Source organism: Streptomyces sp. NRRL S-118, from assembly GCF_000716335.1.
In the GTDB taxonomy this organism is placed as follows: Bacteria; Actinomycetota; Actinomycetes; order Streptomycetales; family Streptomycetaceae; genus Streptomyces.
In genome coordinates this window covers 20,439-39,843 of record NZ_KL591011.1, presented here as the reverse complement: position 1 = coordinate 39,843, position 19,405 = coordinate 20,439, and the positions used below count along the sequence as shown (strand labels likewise).

Genomic DNA, 19,405 nt, shown 5'->3' with positions numbered 1-19,405 from the left:
GTACCCAGTGCCGGATGAGGAGAACGTCCACGATGAACCGCAAGACCCTGGTGCTGCCGGCCGTAGCGGGCCTCCTGGCCCCCGCGCTCGCCGCCTGCGGAGGCGCGCAGGCCGGCTCCGGCGACGACGGCGGCATCGTCGTCGGCACCACGGACCGGTTCACCGCCACCAAGGACGCCTCCGCCCCCTTCGACCCGGCCTTCGCGTACGACGCCGGCGCCTGGAACGTCCTGCGCCAGACCGTCCAGACGCTGATGCGCGTCCCGCGCGGCGGCGGCGCGCCGGTGCCCGAGGCGGCCTCCCGGTGCTCCTTCACCGACCGGGCCAGCGAGAGCTACCGGTGCACCCTGCGCGAAGGGCTGACGTTCTCCGACGGCACGCCGATCACCGCCAAGGACGTGAAGTTCTCCATCGAGCGCGTCCTCGCCATCAAGTCCGACAACGGCGCCGCCGGCCTCCTGGCGAACATCGACACCATCGAGCTCAAGGCCGACGACGAGATCGTCTTCCACCTGAAGACCCCCGACGCCACCTTCCCGTACAAGCTCTCGACGCCCGTCGCGGGCATCGTGAGCAGCGAGAAGTACGACGCCCGCAAGCTCCGCGACGGTTTCGGGATCGACGGCTCGGGTCCGTACACGATGGAGGCCGAGGTCCGGGACGACCAGGTCACCAAGATCGTGTTCACCCGGAACGAGCACTACAAGGGCGACATCAAGCTCCGCAACGACAAGGTCGAGCTGCGCTCCTTCGACGACACCGACGCCATGGGCAAGGCCCTGGAAACCGGCGATATCGACATGATGACCCGCACCATGTCGCCCGAGCAGATCAAGGACCTGGCCGACCACCCCAAGGACGGCATCGAGCTGCGCGAGATGCCCGGCCTGGAGATCCGCTACCTCGCCTTCAACACCAAGGCCGGCTCCGTCCAGGACAAGGCCGTCCGCCAGGCCATCGCCGCCGTCGTCGACCGCGACCAGATCGCCGGCAAGGTGTACGGCTCCACCGCCACCCCGCTCTACTCGCTGATCCCCTCGACGATCGCCGCGCACACCAACTCGTTCTTCAACAAGTACGGCGAGCCCAGCCGCCAGAAGGCCGCCGGCATCCTGAGCGGCGCCCACATCACCACCCCGGTCAAGCTGACGCTGCACTACACGAGCGACTACTACGGACCGGGCACCGCCAAGGAGTTCGAGGCGCTGCGCGACCAGCTCAACGCCACCGGGCTGTTCGACGTCAGCGTCCAGGGCAGCGCGTGGTCCGAGTTCCGCCCCGCCCAGAAGCGCGGAGAGTACGCCGTCTACGGTCTCGGCTGGGTCCCCGACTTCCCGGACCCGGACAACTACATCGCGCCGTTCCTCGACACGGACAACTTCCTCAACTCGCCCTACGTCAGCAGCGAGGCGCGCACCCGGCTCATCCCGCAGTCGCGCCGCGCCGCCGACCGCAACGCCGCGTCCCCCGCCTTCGAGCAGCTGCAGGAGATCGTCGCCGACGACGTCCCCGTGCTGCCGCTCTGGCAGGGCAAGCAGTACGTCGCCCACCGCGACGACCTGAACGGCGTCGAATGGGCCCTCAACACCTCCTCGGACCTGCAGCTCTGGGAGCTCGGCCGAGGCACCGCCTGACCCACGATGTACCCGGCCGCGCGATGGGCGCGGCCGGCGCCATGAGATCCAGAGGCAAGGTTCCTGTGAAGGTGCACAACAAGTGGCTGACCGCTCCCCTCTCGGCGGCGCTGGCGGCCGCGATGCTGAGCGGCTGCGGTTCGGAGAAGGGCGCCGCCGGTGACGACGGCGTCACGGTGCTCATCGGCATGTCCGACGACGTCGTGGCGACCGACCCGGCCGCCGGTTACGACCCCGGCTCCTGGCTGCTGTTCAACAACGTCTTCCAGTCCCTGCTCAGCTTCCCCAAGGGCGCCTCGACGCCGCAGCCGGAAGCGGCCGAGAAGTGCGGTTTCGACCAGGGTGGCAGCACCGTCTTCCGGTGCACGCTGCGCGACGGCCTGAAGTTCAGCAACGGCAACCCGCTCACCGCCAAGGACGTCAAGTTCTCCTTCGAGCGGGCCCTGAAGATCAACGACCCGGCCGGCCCGGCCCCGCTGCTCTCCACGATCGGCTCGATCGACACCCCGGACGAGCAGAACGTCGTCTTCAAGCTGAAGGTGCCGGACGCCACCTTCCCGAGCAAGATCGCCTCCGGTGCCGGCTCCATCGTGGACCACCGCGAGTACTCGGACGACGCCCTGCGCAACGACGGCAAGGCCGTCGGGTCCGGCCCGTACAAGCTGGACTCCTACTCCGAGGGCAAGGCCGTCTTCTCGGTCAACTCCGAGTACCGCGGCACCGCCAAGGTGAAGAACAGCGGCGTCACGCTGAAGTTCTACAACGGCGACCGCAAGTCCCTGGGCGAGGCCCTGAAGAAGGGCGACGTCGACGTCGCCTACCGCGGCCTCGCCCCGGCCGACATCGCCGAGCTGAAGGAGTCCAGCGCGTCGGGCTCCAAGGGCATCGAGGTCGTCGAGGGCACCAGCGCCGAGGTGCAGCACCTGGTCTTCAACATGAAGGACCCGGTCGTCGGCAAGCTCGGTGTCCGCAAGGCGATCGCGTACCTCGTCGACCGCGACGAGCTCGTCGAGGACATCCACCGGTCGACCGCCTCCTCGCTGTACTCGATCGTTCCGGCCGGCATCACCGGCCACAACACCGCCTTCTTCGACACCTACGGCGACCGCCCGCAGCCCGAGAAGGCCAAGCAGGCGCTGCGCTCCGCCGGGATCTCCGGCAAGGTGGAGCTCACCCTGTGGTCCACGCCGAGCCGCTACGGCGCCTCCACCGAGCAGGAGTTGAAGGCGATCGCCAAGCAGCTCAACGCCAGTGGCCTGTTCGACGCGACCGTGAAGTCCGCCGAGTACGAGCAGTACGAGAAGGACATCAAGGCCAGCAAGTACGGCGTGTACGTCAAGGGCTGGGTCCCCGACTACCCGGACGCGGACAACTTCACGGCGCCGTTCTTCGGCGAGGGCAACGTTCTCGGGAACAACTACGAGAACAGCAGCGTCGAGGCCATCATCCCCAAGACGGCGGCCTCTCCCGACCGGACCTCCACCGAGGAGGACTACGCCAAGATCCAGGACATGGTGGCCCAGGACCTGCCGATGCTCCCGCTGTGGCAGGCCAAGCAGTACGCCGTGGCGCGCGACGGCATCACGGGCCTGGAGTGGACGCTGGACGCCTCCACCGTCTTCCGCTTCTGGGAGATCAAGAAGAGCTGACGCCCGGCACGGCATCGGGACCTGCCCGCGGGCCCCGCACACGAAAGGGGGTACCCGGCTCCGGCCGGGTACCCCCTCGGTGCTTCGTGCTCCCGCACCGCGGCGGCAGCGGGCTCACTGCGCGCCGGGGCGCACCAGTCCGCTCTCGTACGCGTACACCGCCGCCTGCACGCGGTCGCGCAGGCCCAGCTTGGTCAGCACGTGGCCCACGTGCGTCTTGACCGTCGTCTCGCTGACGAACAGGTCCGCGGCGATCTCCGCGTTCGACAGCCCGCGCGCCACCAGCTTCAGCACCTCGACCTCACGGTCCGTCAGCGTGTTCAGCGCGTCCGGCACCGGCTCCTCGCCGGACGGCAGGTGTCCGGCGTACTTGTCGAGGAGCCGGCGCGTGATGCTCGGCGCCAGCATCGCCTCACCCGCCGCGACCACCCGGATCGCCTGCACCAGCTCATGGGCGGGCGCGTCCTTGAGCAGGAAGCCGCTCGCGCCGGCGCGCAGCGCCTCCACCACGTACTCGTCCAGGTCGAACGTCGTCAGGACGAGCACCTTCGCCGGCCCGTCCCGCCCCGGCCCGGTGATCTGACGGGTCGCCTCCACCCCGTCCATCCGCGGCATGCGGATGTCCATCAGCACCACGTCGGGCTGCAGTGCCCGCACCTGGTCGAGGGCCTGGAGGCCGTCCCCGGCCTCCCCGACCACCGCGATGTCCTGCTCCGCCTCCAGAATCATCCGGAAGCCGGTGCGCAGCAGCGGCTGGTCGTCGACCAGTAGGACGCGGATCGCCACGGGTACTCCTTAGGGGCTCAGCTGACCGCCCCATTCTGCCCTGGCCCCTCGGTCCGCTGCGCCGGGACCACCGGCAGCGGGTACACCGGCGGCGTCCCGCCGAACTCCGGGCAGAACGACCGGTGATCGCACCACCCGCACAGCTTCGTCGGCCGCGGCCGCCAGTCGCCCGTCTCCGTCGCCCGGCGGATCGCGTCCCACAGCGCGAGCAGCTTCCGCTCCACCCGCAGCAGGTCCGCCTCCACCGGGTCGTACGTCATCACATCGCCGCTCCCCAGGTACACCAGCTGCAGCCGGCGCGGCACCACGCCCTTCAGACGCCACACCACCAGGGCGTAGAACGTCATCTGGAACAGCGCCCCCTCGCTGTACTCCGGCCGCGGCGCCTTGCCCGTCTTGTAGTCGACGATCCGCACCTCGCCCGACGGGGCCACGTCGACCCGGTCGATCACCCCCCGCAGCCGCAGCCCCGACTCCAGCTCCGTCTCCACGAACAGCTCGCGCTCCGCGGGCTGCAGCCGCGTCGGATCCTCCAGCGTGAACCACCGCTCGACCAGCTGCTCCGCCTCGGCCAGCCAGCGCGTCAGCCGCTCGCCCCCGTCGTCACCCCCGAAAAGCTCCGCGAGCTCCGGCCGTGCCCCCAGCAGCCGCTCCCACTCGCCCGGCACCATCGCCCTGGCCCGCGGAGCCGTACGCTCCGCCGCCGGGTCGTCGAAGAGCCGCTCCAGCACCGCGTGCACCAGCGTGCCCCGCGTCGCCGCCTCGCTCGGCTTCTCCGGCAGCTTGTCGATCACCCGGAACCGGTACAGCAGCGGGCACTGCATGAAGTCGCTCGCCCGCGACGGCGACAGCGAGACGGGCGGCCGGGCGCCCGGAGAGCCGGATGCCGGGCCGGCGCTCGCGGAACCGGCCGGGCCGGCATCCGGGGAGCCGGGCGGCGTGCTCGGGGAGCTGGAAGGGCTCGTGGTCATGGTTCAGAACCCTACGGCCCGCCACTGACACCGAGCGGCATACCATCGACGCCAGACCCCCCGACATTGCATGATCGTGACTGGCGAGTGACGCTTCGCACCCGAAGGGAACCCGTGAACAAGGACGACGAGAGCGGCGAGACCCCCCGCCCGCGGTCCGACACGGCCGGATCCACGCCCGACAGCGGCAAGCCGCAGGAACCGGGCGGCGGCATCCTCATGGGCCGCATCTTCGGCGTGCCCGTGTACGTGGCGCCCAGCTGGTTCCTCGTGGCCGCCCTCATCACCTGGGTGTTCGGCGCCCAGCTCGACCGCGTGCTGCCCGAGCTCGGCAACGTCCGCTACCTGGTCTCCCTCTTCTTCGCCGTCGCCTTCTACGCCTCCGTGCTCGTCCACGAACTGGCCCACACCGTGGCCGCGCTGCGCTTCAAGCTGCCGGTGCGGCGCATCCAGCTCCAGTTCTTCGGCGGCGTCTCCGAGATCGAGAAGGAATCCGAGACCCCCGGCCGCGAGTTCGTCCTCGCCTTCGTCGGCCCGCTGCTCTCCCTGGTCCTCGCCGGAGGCTTCTACGCCGCGATGCACGCCGTCGAACCCGGCACGGTCCCCGGCTTCCTGCTCGGCGGCCTGATGGCCTCCAACCTGCTCGTGGCGGCCTTCAACCTGCTGCCGGGCCTCCCGCTGGACGGCGGCCGCATGCTCCGCGCCGTCGTGTGGAAGGTCACCGGCAAGCCCATGACCGGCACCGTCGCCGCCGCGTGGGTGGGCCGCGCACTGGCCGTCGCCGTCCTCGTCGGCCTGCCGCTGCTCACCCACACCGGCGCCGCCGGCGAGGGGATCAGCGGCATGGAGACCGTCACCGACGCCCTGCTGGCCGCCATCCTCGCCGCGATCATCTGGACCGGCGCCGGCAACAGCCTGCGCATGGCCCGGCTGCGCGAGCACCTCCCCGACCTGCGCGCCCGTGCCCTGACCCGCCGCGCGGTCCCCGTGGAGTCCGACACCCCGCTCTCCGAGGCCCTGCGCCGCGCCAACGACGCCGGCGCCCGCGCCCTCGTCGTGGTCGACGGGCACGGCGAGCCGACCGCACTCGTCCGTGAGACCGCCATCGTCGGCGTCCCCCAGCACCGCCGCCCCTGGGTCGCGGTCAGCGGGCTCGCCCAGGAGCTCACCGAGGGCATGAAGGTCCCCGCCGAGCTGGCCGGCGAAGCCCTCCTGGACCGCCTGCGGGCCACCCCCGCCACCGAGTACCTCGTGGTCGAGGAGACCGGCGAGATCTACGGCGTCCTGTCCACGGCCGACGTGGAGCGCGCCTTCGTCCAGGCCATGGCGCGGCCCGGTTCGTAAACCCCATACACTGGTCACATGTCCGAACCGACCGGTGCCGCCCGCCGTCGCGGGCCCTTCAAGGTCGGGGACCAGGTCCAGCTCACCGACCCCAAGGGACGCCACTACACGTTCACGCTCGAGGCCGGGAAGAATTTCCACACCCACAAGGGTTCCTTCCCGCACGACGAGCTGATCGGTGCTCCCGAGGGCAGTGTTGTCCGTACCACGGGAAACGTCGCCTACCTCGCGCTGCGCCCCCTGCTCCCCGACTACGTCCTGTCCATGCCCCGCGGCGCCGCCGTGGTCTACCCCAAGGACGCGGGGCAGATCCTGGCCTTCGCCGACATCTTCCCCGGCGCGCGCGTCGTGGAGGCGGGGGTGGGCTCCGGGTCGCTCAGCAGCTTCCTGCTGCGCGCCATCGGCGACAGCGGCATGCTGCACTCCTACGAGCGCCGCGAGGACTTCGCCGAGATCGCCAAGGCCAATGTGGAGCGCTACTTCGGTGGCCCGCACCCGGCCTGGCAGCTCACCGTGGGCGACCTCCAGGACAACCTTTCGGACACCGACGTCGACCGGGTCATCCTGGACATGCTCGCCCCCTGGGAGTGCCTCGACGCCGTCTCCAAGGCGCTCGTCCCCGGCGGCATCCTCTGCTGCTACGTCGCCACCACCACCCAGCTCGCGCGCACCGTGGAGTCGATCCGCGAGATCGGCTGCTACGCCGAGCCGCAGCCGTGGGAGTCGATGATCCGCAACTGGCACGTCGAGGGCCTGGCTGTCCGGCCCGACCACCGGATGATCGGACACACCGGCTTCCTGGTCACCGCCCGCCGCCTCGCCGACGGCGTCGAGCCGCCGATGCGCCGCCGCCGTCCCGCCAAGGGCGCGTACGGCGAGGACTACGAGGGCCCGAACAAGGGCTGAAGCCCCCGGGCAAGCGCTGACGCCCCGACAACGCACCACTGCCGCCGTCCAGTTCCCGGCCCGTCACCGGGAACTGGACGGCGGCTCCTTTACGTTCGCCTTACCGACCCCGCGGTTCCGCCCCCCTGTGACGTATGGCACGATGCTGGCCACCCCGTCGCACAGCCCACAGGAGACACTCCGCGTGCAGACCTCCGCCGTCCCGGACCTCGCGCACACCCACGCCCGCCCGGTGCACTGGCTGGGCACAGCGACGGCGATGGCCGCGGTGGTCGCGCTCGCCGCGCTGCTCCAGCCGGGACCCGCCACCGCCTCGCAGACGGGCGGCATCACCACCGCCGCCGCCCCCGCGGCTCCGGCCCCCGCCCCGGACGCGAGCGCCGTGACGTACCCCCTGGACTGCGCGGGCGCCCCCGGTGTGGTGGCGAAGAAGGCGTCCGGGGATCTCGACGGCGACGGCCGGCCCGAGACGGTCGCGGCCGCCCACTGCGACGCCGGTTCCGGTACCCCGCCGAGCGGCGTCTACGTCCTCACCCGGGGGAACGGCCCCGCGCCCCGGGTGGTGGCCACCCTGGTGGAACCCTCCGAGCGGCTGCTCCTGCGCGATCTGGCGGTCCGTGACGGAGCCGTCACCGCGACCCTGCTGGGCTACTCCTCCGCGGACGTACCGCGGTGCTGTCCCGACCGGGAGGAGACGGTCAAGTGGCGGTGGACGGGCGGAAAGTTCGTACGGTCGGGACCGGTGGAAGCGAGCGGTATGTGATCCGTCACTCCGCGTCCGGCCCGTAGACCTCCACCCTGTCCGAAACGCGTCGCACATGGATGCAGTCGCCCGGGCACTCCTTGGCGGAGTCGACGACGTCCTGCAGGAGGGGCAGCGGCACGGGCGTCGTGGCGCCCTTCTCCTGCAACAGCTCGTCGTCGGGGCTCTTGACATACGCCAGGCCGTCGATGTCCAGTTCAAAGACCTCGGGGGCGTACTGCGCGCAGATCCCGTCGCCGGTGCAGAGGTCCTGGTCGATCCAGACCTCCAGCGCCTCGCCGGCGCCCGTGGTCGGAACCTCGTGCTGCGCGGTCATATCGCCTGCCATTCCAGAGCATCGTTCTTCTAAGTCGGGCCACCCCTGACGGGTGTTGACCACTCCGACCATACAACCGCCCGCTTTCAGATGTTGATGGGTGGGTATCCCCCTGGCAGTGAGGGAGAGCGCAAGGGTGAAGATCGGACACACCTCGAGAGTCTTTGTGATCTAGGGGTTTCAATCACCACCCACCCAGGTAGGGTCAGGAAGCGTCCAGCTCCCCTTGGAGGAGGTGAGGACCGTGGCAGCCCACGACGACGACATCAACCGCGGCATCCGGCCGGGGCGGGGGTCTGAGGACCCAGCCGGCCAGGTTGCCTATCTCGAGCAGGAAATCGCCGTCCTGCGACGCAAGCTCGCCGACTCTCCGCGACACACGAGGATTCTCGAAGAGCGGATCGTCGAGCTGCAGACCAATCTGGCCGGCGTGTCCGCGCAGAACGAGCGGCTCGCCAACACGCTCCGTGAGGCCCGTGACCAGATCGTGGCCCTCAAGGAGGAGGTCGACCGGCTCGCGCAGCCGCCGGCAGGCTTCGGCGTGTTCCTTCAGGCCAACGAGGACGGCACGTGCGACATCTTCACCGGGGGCCGCAAGCTCCGGGTGAACGTGAGCCCCAGCGTCGAGCTCGAAGAGCTCCGGCGCGGCCAGGAAGTCATGCTCAACGAGGCGCTCAACGTGGTCGAGGCCATGGAGTACGAGCGCGCAGGGGACATCGTCACCCTCAAGGAGATCCTCGAGGACGGCGAGCGCGCCCTGGTGATCGGGCACACCGACGAGGAGCGGGTGGTGAGGCTCGCCGAGCCGCTGCTGGACACCACCATCCGTCCCGGCGACGCCCTGCTGCTGGAGCCCAGGTCCGGCTACGTCTACGAGGTCATCCCGAAGAGCGAGGTCGAGGAGCTCGTCCTCGAGGAGGTCCCGGACGTCGACTACACCAAGATCGGCGGCCTGGGCAACCAGATCGAGCTGATCCGTGACGCGGTCGAGCTCCCGTACCTCTACCCGGACCTCTTCCAGGAGCACGAACTGCGGCCGCCGAAGGGCATCCTGCTCTACGGCCCGCCCGGCTGCGGCAAGACGCTGATCGCGAAGGCCGTCGCCAACTCCCTTGCCAAGAAGGTCGCCGAGGTGACCGGTCAGCCTGCGGGGAAGAGCTACTTCCTCAACATCAAGGGCCCCGAGCTCCTCAACAAGTACGTGGGCGAGACCGAGCGGCACATCCGCCTGGTCTTCCAGCGCGCTCGTGAGAAGGCGAGCGAGGGCACCCCCGTCATCGTCTTCTTCGACGAGATGGAATCCCTCTTCCGCACCCGCGGCTCCGGTGTCAGCTCGGACGTGGAGAACACCATCGTCCCGCAGCTGCTCGCCGAGATCGACGGTGTGGAGGGGCTGGAGAACGTCATCGTCATCGGCGCCTCCAACCGCGAGGACATGATCGACCCGGCCATCCTGCGGCCCGGCCGGCTCGATGTGAAGATCAAGATCGAGCGTCCGGACGCGGAGGCGGCCAAGGACATCTTCGCCAAGTACCTGACATCCTCGCTGCCGCTGCACGCGGACGACCTGGCCGAGCACAACGGCTCCAAGGAAGCCGCCGTCGACGCCATGATCCAGTCGGTCGTGGAGCAGATGTACGCGGAATCCGAGGAGAACCGGTTCCTCGAGGTCACGTACGCCAATGGTGACAAGGAAGTCCTGTACTTCAAGGACTTCAACTCCGGCGCGATGATCCAGAACATCGTCGACCGGGCCAAGAAGATGGCCATCAAGGCATTCCTCGACCACAACCAGAAGGGCCTCCGGGTCTCCCACCTCCTCCAGGCGTGCGTGGACGAGTTCAAGGAGAACGAGGACCTGCCGAACACCACGAACCCCGACGACTGGGCCCGTATTTCCGGAAAGAAGGGCGAGCGGATCGTCTTCATCCGCACCCTCGTCACCGGAAAGCAGGGCGCGGACACCGGCCGCTCCATCGACACGGTCGCGAATACCGGCCAGTACCTGTAAGGGCGCGGACCGGCTGCGGATGTCCTGAGCCTTCCTCCGCCGGAGGCAGGAAGGGCATCCGCAGCCGGTTGCATTCCACGGTCGGGGGCATCATTCCGACCACACCGCAGCAATGACGCAATGGATCTCCCCACCGGCGCGGAGGCGTTCTAGGCTCTTCCGTACCGCCGCGTCGCGCAGTGCGGGGACGGGCACCGCACACGCCTCGGGGAAGCCGCGGTACTTAGCGGCGCTCCCGTAGGGGAACGCCGCCGGGCAAGGAGGGCCGCATGACTGTACGGCGAGTAATGGGCATCGAGACGGAGTACGGCATCTCCGTCCCCGGCCACCCGAACGCCAATGCCATGCTCACCTCGTCCCAGATCGTCAACGCGTACGCGGCGGCGATGCACCGGGCGCGCCGCGCCCGCTGGGACTTCGAGGAGGAGAACCCGCTGCGGGACGCCCGCGGCTTCGACCTCGCCCGCGAGGCCGCCGACTCCAGTCAGCTGACCGACGAGGACATCGGCCTGGCCAATGTGATCCTCACGAACGGCGCACGGCTCTACGTGGACCACGCCCACCCCGAGTACAGCGCCCCCGAGGTCACCAACCCGCGGGACGCCGTCCTGTGGGACAAGGCCGGCGAGCGGATCATGGCGGAGGCCGCCGAGCGGGCGGCCCAGCTGCCCGGGGCCCAGCCGATCCACCTCTACAAGAACAACACCGACAACAAGGGCGCCTCCTACGGCACGCACGAGAACTACCTGATGAAGCGGGAGACCCCCTTCTCGGACATCGTGCGGCACCTGACGCCGTTCTTCGTCTCCCGGCAGGTGGTCACCGGTGCCGGCCGGGTCGGCATCGGCCAGGACGGCCACGAGCACGGCTTCCAGATCAGCCAGCGGGCGGACTACTTCGAGGTCGAGGTCGGCCTGGAGACCACCCTCAAGCGGCCGATCATCAACACCCGGGACGAGCCGCACGCGGACGCCGAGAAGTACCGCCGGCTCCACGTGATCATCGGGGACGCGAACCTCTCCGAGATCTCGACGTACCTGAAGCTCGGCACGACGGCGCTGGTCCTTTCCATGATCGAGGACGGCTTCGTCACCGTCGACCTCGCCGTCGACCAGCCGGTCCGGACGCTGCACCAGGTCTCGCACGACCCGGACCTCAAGCGGCTGATCACGCTCCGTAACGGCCGGACGCTCACCGCGGTCCAATTGCAGATGGAGTACTTCGAGCTGGCCCGCAAGTACGTGGAGGAACGGTTCGGGGCGGACGCCGACGAGCAGACCGAGGACGTGCTCTCCCGCTGGGAGGACACCCTCAACCGGCTCGAGAACGATCCGATGAGCCTCTCCGGCGAGCTGGACTGGATCGCGAAGCGGGAGCTCATGGAGGGCTACCGCCGCCGGGACGGCCTGGACTGGGACGCCGCGCGCCTGCACCTGGTGGACCTCCAGTACGCCGACGTGCGGCCCGACAAGGGCCTGTACAACCGTCTGGCGGCCCGCGGGAAGATGAAGCGGCTCCTGGACGAGGACGCGGTCCGGCGGGCGCAGAGCAGCCCTCCTGAGGACACCAGGGCCTATTTCCGGGGCCGGTGCCTGGAGCAGTACGCGGACGACGTCGCCGCGGCCTCCTGGGACTCCGTGATCTTCGACCTGCCGGGCCGTGACTCGCTGCAGCGGGTCCCCACGCTGGAACCGTTGCGTGGTACACGTAACCACGTCAAGGAGCTGCTGGACCGCTGCCGCACGGCCGAGGAGCTGGTCCGCGTCCTGTCCGGCCACTGAGACCGCGGCCGGTCACGCTACGCGATCGTTCGAAAAGAGCTTCGTCCGTGGATCTGCGGGAATCATGGGGATGGCCCCCGGACGTTGAGGAAACCACAGGGCCGATGTCGGACCCTCCTTGTAGGGTCTGATCTTGAGAGACCGAACCAAGCGGGCAAACCGAGCGGGGTGAGGGATATGGCGACCAAGGACACCGGCGGCGGGCAGCAGAAGGCGACGCGCTCCACGGAGGAGGTCGAGGAGCAGGCGCAGGACGCACAGGCTTCCGAGGACCTCAAGGAGCGCCAGGAGAAGCTGTCCGACGACGTCGACTCCGTACTGGACGAGATCGACGACGTGCTCGAGGAGAACGCCGAGGACTTCGTCCGGTCCTTCGTGCAAAAGGGCGGGCAGTAACGGACGTTGTCCGTTCCCGGGCCGTCGGGCTGGCCCAGCCCTAAGCCCGGCGGCACCGGGACGGATGACCGGCGACGGCACGGGTAAGGTCCGTGCACAGCACGCATGATCGGCCCGGCCGCCGCTGCGGCGGGCCGCCGCCACATTTCGGAAGGAATCGCGTGGAAGCCAACCCTCGTAGCACCGGGCGTCTGCCGGCAGCCTTCCTGACGCCCGGCTCGTCCTCGTTCATGGACTTCCTGGCCGACCACTCACCGGAGCTGCTCCCCGGCAAGCGCACCCTGCCGCCGGTGCAGGGCGTCATCGAGGCCCCGCACGGCACCACCATCGTCGCCACCACGTTCCCCGGCGGGGTCGTCCTGGCCGGTGACCGGCGGGCGACGATGGGCAACATGATCGCCCAGCGGGACATCGAGAAGGTCTTCCCGGCCGACGAGTACTCGGCCGTCGGCATCGCCGGCACCGCCGGTCTCGCCGTGGAGATGGTCAAGCTCTTCCAGCTGGAGCTGGAGCACTTCGAGAAGGTCGAAGGCACCCAGCTCTCCCTGGAGGGCAAGGCGAACCGGCTCTCCACCATGATCCGCAGCAACCTGGGCATGGCCATGCAGGGCCTGGCCGTCGTGCCGCTCTTCGCCGGCTGGGACGTCGACCGCGAGAAGGGCCGCATCTTCTCGTACGACGTCACCGGCGGCCGCTCCGAGGAGCACGGCTTCGCCGCCACCGGCTCCGGCTCGATCTTCGCGCGCGGCTCGATGAAGAAGCTCTTCCGCGACGACCTCACGGAGCAGCAGGCGGTCACCCTGGTCGTGCAGGCGCTCTACGACGCGGCCGACGACGACTCGGCCACCGGCGGGCCGGACGTGGCGCGCCGGATCTACCCGATCATCACCGTGATCACGGACGAGGGATTCCGGCGGCTCACCGAGGCGGAGGCCTCCGAGACCGCCCGCTCGGTCCTGGAGCGCCGCCTCGAACAGCCCGACGGCCCGCGCGCCGCGCTGCTCTGATGAACCCGCCACTGAAGAAAGGGACGGATAGCCGGTGACGACGCCGTTCTACGTCTCCCCCGCACAGGCCATGCAGGACCGTGCGGAGTACGCCCGCAAGGGCATCGCCCGCGGTCGCAGTCTGGTCGTGATGCAGTACGCCGACGGCATCGTCTTCGTCGGCGAGAACCCGTCCCGTGCCCTGCACAAGTTCAGCGAGATCTACGACCGGATCGGCTTCGCCGCGGCCGGCAAGTACAACGAGTACGAGAACCTGCGGATCGGCGGCGTGCGCTACGCCGACCTGCGCGGCTACACCTACGACCGGGACGACGTGACGGCCCGCGGGCTCGCCAACGTCTACGCCCAGACGCTGGGCACCATCTTCTCCAGCGCGGGCGAGAAGCCGTACGAGGTGGAGCTGGTCGTCGCCGAGGTGGGCACCGCCCCGGAGGGCGACCAGATCTACCGGCTGCCGCACGACGGCTCGATCGTGGACGAGCACGGCTCGGTCGCGGTCGGCGGCAACGCCGAGCAGATCAGCAACTTCCTCGACCAGCGGCACCGTGACGGGATGTCGCTCGCCGAGGCGCTGAAGCTCGCCGTCCAGGCCCTCTCCCGCGACACCAACGGCAGCGAGCGGGAGATCCCCGCGGAGCGGCTGGAGGTGGCGGTCCTGGACCGCACGCGCCCGCAGCAGCGCAAGTTCAAGCGGATCGTCGGACGCCAGCTGGTCCGCCTGCTGGAGGCGGACGGGGCGGCGTCCACGCCGACGGACGCCCCGTCGGACGAGGCCGAGGAGGAGTAGCCCCGGCCACCGCACAGCCGCTGCGCCGGCGCCCTTCGCCGACGCACCGCGCCTCGCCGGTGCCCCGGACCGCCCGTGCGGTCCGGGGCACCGGCGTCTCAGGCGGCGGGCACGGGGCCCGAGGAGCCGCGGGGCATCAGCGTGACGGGCAGGTCGCCGTGCTCGGGCGGGCCGCCCCCCAGCACCGCGAGCAGCGCCGCCATGCCCCGCTCGCCGATCCGTTCCGCCGGCAGCCGCACGGTGGTCAGCTCGGGCTCCACCGCCATCGCCAGCGCCAGGTCGTCGAAGCCGGTGACCGACACGTCCTCGGGGACCCGCAGGCCCAGGCGCCGAACCGCCTTGCAGGCGCCGGCCGCCAGGATGTCGTCGTCGCACACCACGGCCGTCGGGCGGGGCCCCGGCCCGCTCAGCGCGCGCTCCGCCGCCTCCCGCGCGCCCGCCACGTCCAGCGGCGCCGGCGCGGTCCGCAGCTCGACGCCGGGGACGCCGCGCAGGCACGAGGCCAGCGCCCGGGCCCGTACGTCGAACGTCCAGGACGCCACGGCCGACGACAGGTGCAGGAAGCGGCGGTGGCCCAGGCCCAGCAGATGCTCCGTCACCTGGCGCATGCCGTCGGCGATGGCGAGGTTCACGTGCGCGGCCGCGTCCGGGTCGTCCGGATCGCTGTCCAGCATCACCAGCGGCAGGTCCGTCCCGCGGATCGCCCGCAGCGCGCCGGCGGCCATCGAGGAGGCGATGACGCCGTCCAGCGCGGCCCGCGCGGAGGCGAACGGATCCCTCGCCGGACCGACACCCTCGGGGGAGGGGTACAGCACCACACCGAAGCCGTGCTCGGCGGCGACCGCGGCGGCGCCGGTGTAGACGCGGGCGAAGAATTCGTTCGTGAGCGCCGGGACGACCAGCAGCGCCGTGCGGGTACGGCCGAGGCGCAGATGGCGTGCCGCGAGGTTGGGCCGGTAGCCGAGCCGGTCGGCGGTCTCCCGCACCAGGGCGGCGGTGCGCTCGGAGACCCGCCCGCGCCACTTGCCGCCGAGGACCAGGGACACGGTGGCCTGCGACACCCCGGCCTCCCGCGCCACGTCCCGGCTGGTGGGGCGGCCGCCGGGGTTCTCCGGGTGGTGCACGTACGCCTCCGCGTTCGACGATCACGGGCCGCGCGGTGGACCCGGGGAATGCCGTCATGGTACGTATGACGGTGACGTTATACGTAAAACCTCGGTCCGGTCGCCCTCGACCGCCGGGGGAGAGGGGCACTTCATGGCCGCGGCCGCCGGCGGATACGCCGACATACTCAAGGCACCCCACGCCGTCCGGCTGCTCGCCGGCACCCTCGTGGGACGGCTGCCCAACGCCACCGCCCCCATCGCGATCGTGCTGTTCACGCGTGCCGAAGGCGGCAGCTACAGCCTCGCCGGAGCCCTCGCCGCCGTGTACGGCCTGGCCAACGCCGTCGGGCAGCCCCTCCTCGGCCGCGCCGTGGACCTCCACGGCCAGCCGCGCGTCCAGCTCCCCGCCGCCGTCGTCTCCGCGCTCGGCATGGCGCTGCTCGTCCTGGCCGGCACCGGGCAGCTCCCGCTCGCGTACACGGCCGTGGCCGTCGCGGGACTGTTCACCCCGCCCCTGGAAGGCGGTCTGCGGGCCCTGTGGCCCAGCGTCCTCGGTGGTGAGGACCGGGTCCACCGGGCGTACGCCCTGGACGCGGTCGCCCAGGAGGTGATGTTCACCGTCGGCCCGCTGCTGGTGACGCTGCTGGTCGCCGTCCAGTCGCCCGCCGCCGCGCTGCTCGTCATCAACGCCGTCGGCGTGCTGGGTGCTCTGTCCGTCGTCCTGTCCGGGCCCTCGCGGGCCTGGCGCTCCGCGCCCCGGGAGGCACACTGGCTGGGCGCCCTGCGCTCGCCGGGGCTGCTCGCCCTGCTCGGCTCGTTCTTCTTCGTGGGCCTGGCCATGGGGTCCATCACCGTGGCCGGGGTCGCCTACGCCGACGACCACGGCCGCGAGTCCGTCTACGGCTGGCTGATGGCCGCCCTCGGCCTCGGCGCGCTGATCGGCGGCGGCCTCTACGGAGCCCGCCAGTGGGCCGGCGCCCCCGAACGCCGGCTGCGGCTCCTCGTCGGGCTGCTGGCGCTCGGTTACCTGCCGCTGTTGCTCACGCCCGGTGTCGTCCCCATGACCGCCCTGGCCGCGGTCGCCGGCCTCTTCCTGGCGCCGGCCATCGCCTGCGCGTTCATCGTCGTCGACCGGCACGCCCCGCGCGGCACCGTCACCGAGGCGTTCTCCTGGCTCGTGACCACGTTCGGTGTGGGCGCCGCCGCCGGAACGGCCGTGGCCGGTCCGGCCGTGGAGCTGTCGGGCACGACCGCCGGATTCGGTGTCGCCGCGGCGGCCGGAATCGCCGCCCTGCTGGTCCTGCTGGCCACCCGGCGCGTACTGGCAGTTCCCCTTCGTACGGCACAACACACCGGTGCGGTGGTGGCGGTATCGGAAAATGATCGAAACGGTGCCGTCGAACCCGGTTTCAGCTCACGTCATCAGGCGTAATGTTCAGTCATGGACCGCCGCATTTTCGGGCTGGAGAACGAGTACGGCGTCACGTGCACGTTCAGGGGACAGCGCCGACTGTCTCCTGACGAAGTGGCGCGCTACCTCTTCCGCCGTGTCGTGTCATGGGGCCGCAGCAGCAACGTCTTCCTGCGGAACGGCGCCCGCCTGTATCTGGACGTGGGATCGCATCCGGAATATGCAACGCCCGAATGCGACAACGTGACCGAACTGGTCACCCACGACAAGGCCGGCGAGCGCATTCTGGAAGGTCTGCTCGTCGACGCAGAACGCCGTCTGCACGAGGAGGGAATCGCGGGCGACGTCTATCTCTTCAAGAACAACACCGATTCGGCGGGCAACTCCTACGGCTGCCACGAGAACTATCTCGTCGCCCGTCACGGAGAGTTCTCCCGGCTCGCGGACATCCTCATCCCCTTCCTGGTGACCCGGCAGCTGATCTGCGGCGCCGGCAAGGTGCTGCAGACGCCGCGCGGCGCCGTGTACTGCGTCAGCCAGCGCGCCGAGCACATCTGGGAGGGCGTCAGCTCCGCCACCACCCGCTCCCGGCCCATCATCAACACCCGCGACGAACCCCACGCCGACGCCGAGCGCTACCGCCGCCTCCACGTCATCGTCGGCGACTCGAACATGTCCGAGACGACCATGCTGCTCAAGGTCGGCGCCACCGACCTCGTGCTGCGCATGATCGAGGCGGGCACCGTCATGCGCGACCTCACCCTGGAGAACCCCATCCGGGCGATCCGCGAGGTCAGCCACGACATCACCGGCCAGCGCAAGGTGCGCCTGGCCAGCGGGCGCGAGGCGTCCGCGCTGGAGGTCCAGCGGGAGTACTACGACAAGGCCGTCGACTTCGTCGACCGGCGCGGCATCCGCACCGGCACGGTCGCGCAGGTCCTGGAGCTGTGGGGGCGCACCCTCGACGCCATCGAGCAGGAGGACCTCGACCGGATCGACACCGAGATCGACTGGGTCATGAAGTACAAGCTCCTCGAGCGCTACCGCGCCAAGCACAACATGACCATGTCGCACCCGAGGGTCGCCCAGATAGACCTCGCCTACCACGACATCCACCGCCGGCGCGGGCTGTACTACCTCCTGGAGAAGAAGGGCCAGGCCGCCCGGATCTGCAACGACCTGAAGATCTTCGAGGGGAAGTCGGTGCCCCCGCAGACCACCCGGGCCAGGCTGCGCGGCGACTTCATCCGCCGCGCCCAGGAGCAGCGCCGGGACTTCACCGTCGACTGGGTCCACCTCAAGCTGAACGACCAGGCCCAGCGCACCGTCCTCTGCAAGGACCCCTTCCGGTCGGTCGACGACCGGGTGGAGAAGCTGATCGCCGGGATGTGACCCGGCCGGCCGTCCTCACCGGGCCCCGCACCCCCTGGGATGCGGGGCCCGGCACATGCCGTACGGGGGCCATGGGAAGCACGGGCCGTAGAGTGACCGCACTGACATCCCGCCGACCCCCCGAGGACAACTGTGCGACGTCGACTCGCTGCTCTGGTCATCGTGCCCGCCCTGCTGCTGACGGCCTGCGGGGGTGAGGACGAGAAGCCGAAGGACGACGCCTCGGCGTCGCCCAGCGCCACGCCGTCGCCCTCCCGGCCGCCGGTGCCGAAGCCGGTCGCGTCCGCCTCGCCGCTGCCGCAGGTCAGCGGTGAACAGGGCGAGAAGGCGACGATCACCGTCCCCAAGGACGACCCGAGCACGTCGTTCGTCGTGAAGACGCTCACCCCGGGCACGGGCGCCGAGGTGAAGAAGGACGACCTGGTCGTCGCCGACTTCACCGCCAAGATCTGGAAGGGCAACAAGAACCTCGGCAGCTCCTACGACGAGGGCGGCGTCCCGCAGGTCATCACCGCCGGCTCGCCGGCCGTGATCCCGGCCTTCGCCGACGCCGTGACCGGCCAGAAGGTCGGCAGCCGCGTCCTGGTCGTCGCCCCGCCCGCCGCCGCCTTCGGGCCCTCCGGCAACCCGCAGATCGGCGTCTCCGGCACCGACACCCTGGTCTTCGTCCTCGACATCGAGAGCATCATGCCGAAGAAGGCCGAGGGGCAGCAGAAGGAGATCCCGGCGAACCTGCCGCAGATCGACGCCTCGAAGGAGGCCCCGGCCACCATCAGGATCCCCAAGAACGACCCGCCGGCGAAGCTCGTCAGCGACGTCCTCATCGAGGGCAAGGGCGCCGAGGTCAAGAGCGGGCAGCGGGTGTTCATGCAGTACACCGGCGCCGCCTGGGAGATCAACAAGGGCAAGGACCCGGCGAAGAACTTCGACTCCTCCTGGAACGCCGGCAAGCCGTTCGACACGATCATCGGCCAGGGCCAGGTCATCCAGGGCTGGGACAAGGGCCTCATCGGCAAGAAGGTCGGCAGCCGCGTCCTGCTGGTCATCCCGCCGGACCAGGCGTACGGCGACCAGGACAAGGGCCCGGAGCTGCCGGCGAACTCCACCCTGGTCTTCGTCGTCGACATCCTGGGCGCAATGTAAGA

17 protein-coding genes are annotated in these 19,405 nt (G+C 70.3%); 13 read left to right on the top strand and 4 right to left on the bottom strand.

The window, feature by feature from the left end; translation table 11 throughout:
- The first annotated feature begins 32 nt into the window (after nt 1–32).
- Together IH00_RS0119860 and IH00_RS0119855 are read left to right on the top strand one after the other, a co-directional pair.
- Nucleotides 33–1,634 carry an ABC transporter substrate-binding protein gene (locus tag IH00_RS0119860; RefSeq protein ID WP_031075422.1) on the top strand — a complete coding sequence of 534 codons (1,602 nt, stop codon included), beginning with the start codon at nt 33–35 and terminating at the stop codon, nt 1,632–1,634.
- Between the two features lie 65 nt (nt 1,635–1,699).
- Complete coding sequence (locus IH00_RS0119855) at nt 1,700–3,283, top strand: ABC transporter substrate-binding protein (RefSeq protein WP_031075421.1); 1,584 nt, start codon at nt 1,700–1,702, stop codon at nt 3,281–3,283.
- A 114-nt stretch (nt 3,284–3,397) separates the two neighbouring features.
- Here IH00_RS0119855 and IH00_RS0119850 read toward each other — a convergent pair whose 3' ends face one another.
- Nucleotides 3,398–4,069 (bottom strand): response regulator, encoded by a 672-nt coding sequence (locus tag IH00_RS0119850; protein ID WP_031075420.1) that lies wholly within the window; start codon nt 4,067–4,069, stop codon nt 3,398–3,400.
- Nucleotides 4,070–4,086: 17 nt separating this feature from the next.
- Nucleotides 4,087–5,040, bottom strand: coding sequence for a RecB family exonuclease (locus IH00_RS0119845; RefSeq protein ID WP_078887855.1), 954 nt, complete (start codon nt 5,038–5,040; stop codon nt 4,087–4,089).
- A 114-nt stretch (nt 5,041–5,154) separates the two neighbouring features.
- Between IH00_RS0119845 and IH00_RS0119835 the strand changes: the two genes are divergently transcribed.
- From IH00_RS0119835 to IH00_RS0119825, 3 genes are all read left to right on the top strand, one after another.
- Complete coding sequence (locus tag IH00_RS0119835) at nt 5,155–6,384, top strand: site-2 protease family protein (RefSeq protein ID WP_031075416.1); 1,230 nt, start codon at nt 5,155–5,157, stop codon at nt 6,382–6,384.
- 18 nt (nt 6,385–6,402) lie between these two features.
- Nucleotides 6,403–7,290: a tRNA (adenine-N1)-methyltransferase gene (locus tag IH00_RS0119830; protein WP_031075415.1), complete on the top strand. Its 888-nt coding sequence runs from the start codon at nt 6,403–6,405 to the stop codon at nt 7,288–7,290.
- A gap of 184 nt (nt 7,291–7,474) precedes the next feature.
- Complete coding sequence (locus tag IH00_RS0119825) at nt 7,475–8,053, top strand: hypothetical protein (protein ID WP_031075412.1); 579 nt, start codon at nt 7,475–7,477, stop codon at nt 8,051–8,053.
- A 4-nt stretch (nt 8,054–8,057) separates the two neighbouring features.
- On the opposite strand, the gene IH00_RS0119820 is transcribed toward IH00_RS0119825, so the two are convergent.
- Nucleotides 8,058–8,369: a ferredoxin gene (locus IH00_RS0119820; RefSeq protein WP_031075410.1), complete on the bottom strand. Its 312-nt coding sequence runs from the start codon at nt 8,367–8,369 to the stop codon at nt 8,058–8,060.
- Nucleotides 8,370–8,613: 244 nt separating this feature from the next.
- Between IH00_RS0119820 and arc the strand changes: the two genes are divergently transcribed.
- The 5 genes from arc to prcA all read left to right on the top strand — a co-directional run bounded on the left by arc (nt 8,614) and on the right by prcA (nt 14,351).
- Complete coding sequence (gene arc / locus IH00_RS0119815) at nt 8,614–10,380, top strand: proteasome ATPase (protein ID WP_031075408.1); 1,767 nt, start codon at nt 8,614–8,616, stop codon at nt 10,378–10,380.
- Nucleotides 10,381–10,649: 269 nt separating this feature from the next.
- A complete protein-coding gene (dop, locus tag IH00_RS0119810; RefSeq protein WP_391812597.1) occupies nt 10,650–12,161 on the top strand; it encodes a depupylase/deamidase Dop in 1,512 nt (503 codons plus the stop codon).
- 177 nt (nt 12,162–12,338) lie between these two features.
- Nucleotides 12,339–12,557, top strand: a complete 219-nt coding sequence (locus tag IH00_RS0119805; RefSeq protein ID WP_016325855.1) for a ubiquitin-like protein Pup — start codon at nt 12,339–12,341, stop codon at nt 12,555–12,557.
- Nucleotides 12,558–12,718: 161 nt separating this feature from the next.
- Nucleotides 12,719–13,564 (top strand): proteasome subunit beta, encoded by an 846-nt coding sequence (gene prcB, locus IH00_RS0119800; protein ID WP_031075404.1) that lies wholly within the window; start codon nt 12,719–12,721, stop codon nt 13,562–13,564.
- A gap of 34 nt (nt 13,565–13,598) precedes the next feature.
- The gene (gene prcA / locus IH00_RS0119795) at nt 13,599–14,351 is read left to right on the top strand and encodes a proteasome subunit alpha (RefSeq protein ID WP_031075403.1); all 753 of its coding nucleotides are present in this window, start codon (nt 13,599–13,601) and stop codon (nt 14,349–14,351) included.
- Between the two features lie 98 nt (nt 14,352–14,449).
- Here prcA and IH00_RS0119790 read toward each other — a convergent pair whose 3' ends face one another.
- Nucleotides 14,450–15,475, bottom strand: coding sequence for a LacI family DNA-binding transcriptional regulator (locus IH00_RS0119790; RefSeq protein WP_031075401.1), 1,026 nt, complete (start codon nt 15,473–15,475; stop codon nt 14,450–14,452).
- A gap of 133 nt (nt 15,476–15,608) precedes the next feature.
- Between IH00_RS0119790 and IH00_RS0119785 the strand changes: the two genes are divergently transcribed.
- The 3 genes from IH00_RS0119785 (at nt 15,609) to IH00_RS0119775 (ending at nt 19,403) form a co-directional block, all read left to right on the top strand.
- A complete protein-coding gene (locus IH00_RS0119785) occupies nt 15,609–16,889 on the top strand; it encodes an MFS transporter (protein WP_031075400.1) in 1,281 nt (426 codons plus the stop codon).
- 9 nt (nt 16,890–16,898) lie between these two features.
- Nucleotides 16,899–18,260 carry a Pup--protein ligase gene (gene pafA / locus IH00_RS0119780; RefSeq protein ID WP_031075399.1) on the top strand — a complete coding sequence of 454 codons (1,362 nt, stop codon included), beginning with the start codon at nt 16,899–16,901 and terminating at the stop codon, nt 18,258–18,260.
- A gap of 132 nt (nt 18,261–18,392) precedes the next feature.
- Entirely contained in the window at nt 18,393–19,403 is a 1,011-nt protein-coding gene (locus tag IH00_RS0119775) for an FKBP-type peptidyl-prolyl cis-trans isomerase (protein WP_031075397.1), read from the top strand.
- Nucleotides 19,404–19,405 lie beyond the last annotated feature (2 nt).

What these genes read in the sequence shown, in the direction of transcription:
- IH00_RS0119785 (WP_031075400.1), top strand. Translation starts at nt 15,609, where the DNA reads ATGGCCGCGGCCGCCGGCGGATACGCCGACATACTCAAGGCACCCCAC.
- pafA (WP_031075399.1), top strand. Translation starts at nt 16,899, where the DNA reads ATGGACCGCCGCATTTTCGGGCTGGAGAACGAGTACGGCGTCACGTGC.
- IH00_RS0119820 (WP_031075410.1), bottom strand. Translation starts at nt 8,369, where the DNA reads ATGACCGCGCAGCACGAGGTTCCGACCACGGGCGCCGGCGAGGCGCTG.
- IH00_RS0119845 (WP_078887855.1), bottom strand. Translation starts at nt 5,040, where the DNA reads ATGACCACGAGCCCTTCCAGCTCCCCGAGCACGCCGCCCGGCTCCCCG.
- IH00_RS0119860 (WP_031075422.1), top strand. Translation starts at nt 33, where the DNA reads ATGAACCGCAAGACCCTGGTGCTGCCGGCCGTAGCGGGCCTCCTGGCC.
- IH00_RS0119805 (WP_016325855.1), top strand. Translation starts at nt 12,339, where the DNA reads ATGGCGACCAAGGACACCGGCGGCGGGCAGCAGAAGGCGACGCGCTCC.
- dop (WP_391812597.1), top strand. Translation starts at nt 10,650, where the DNA reads ATGACTGTACGGCGAGTAATGGGCATCGAGACGGAGTACGGCATCTCC.
- IH00_RS0119830 (WP_031075415.1), top strand. Translation starts at nt 6,403, where the DNA reads ATGTCCGAACCGACCGGTGCCGCCCGCCGTCGCGGGCCCTTCAAGGTC.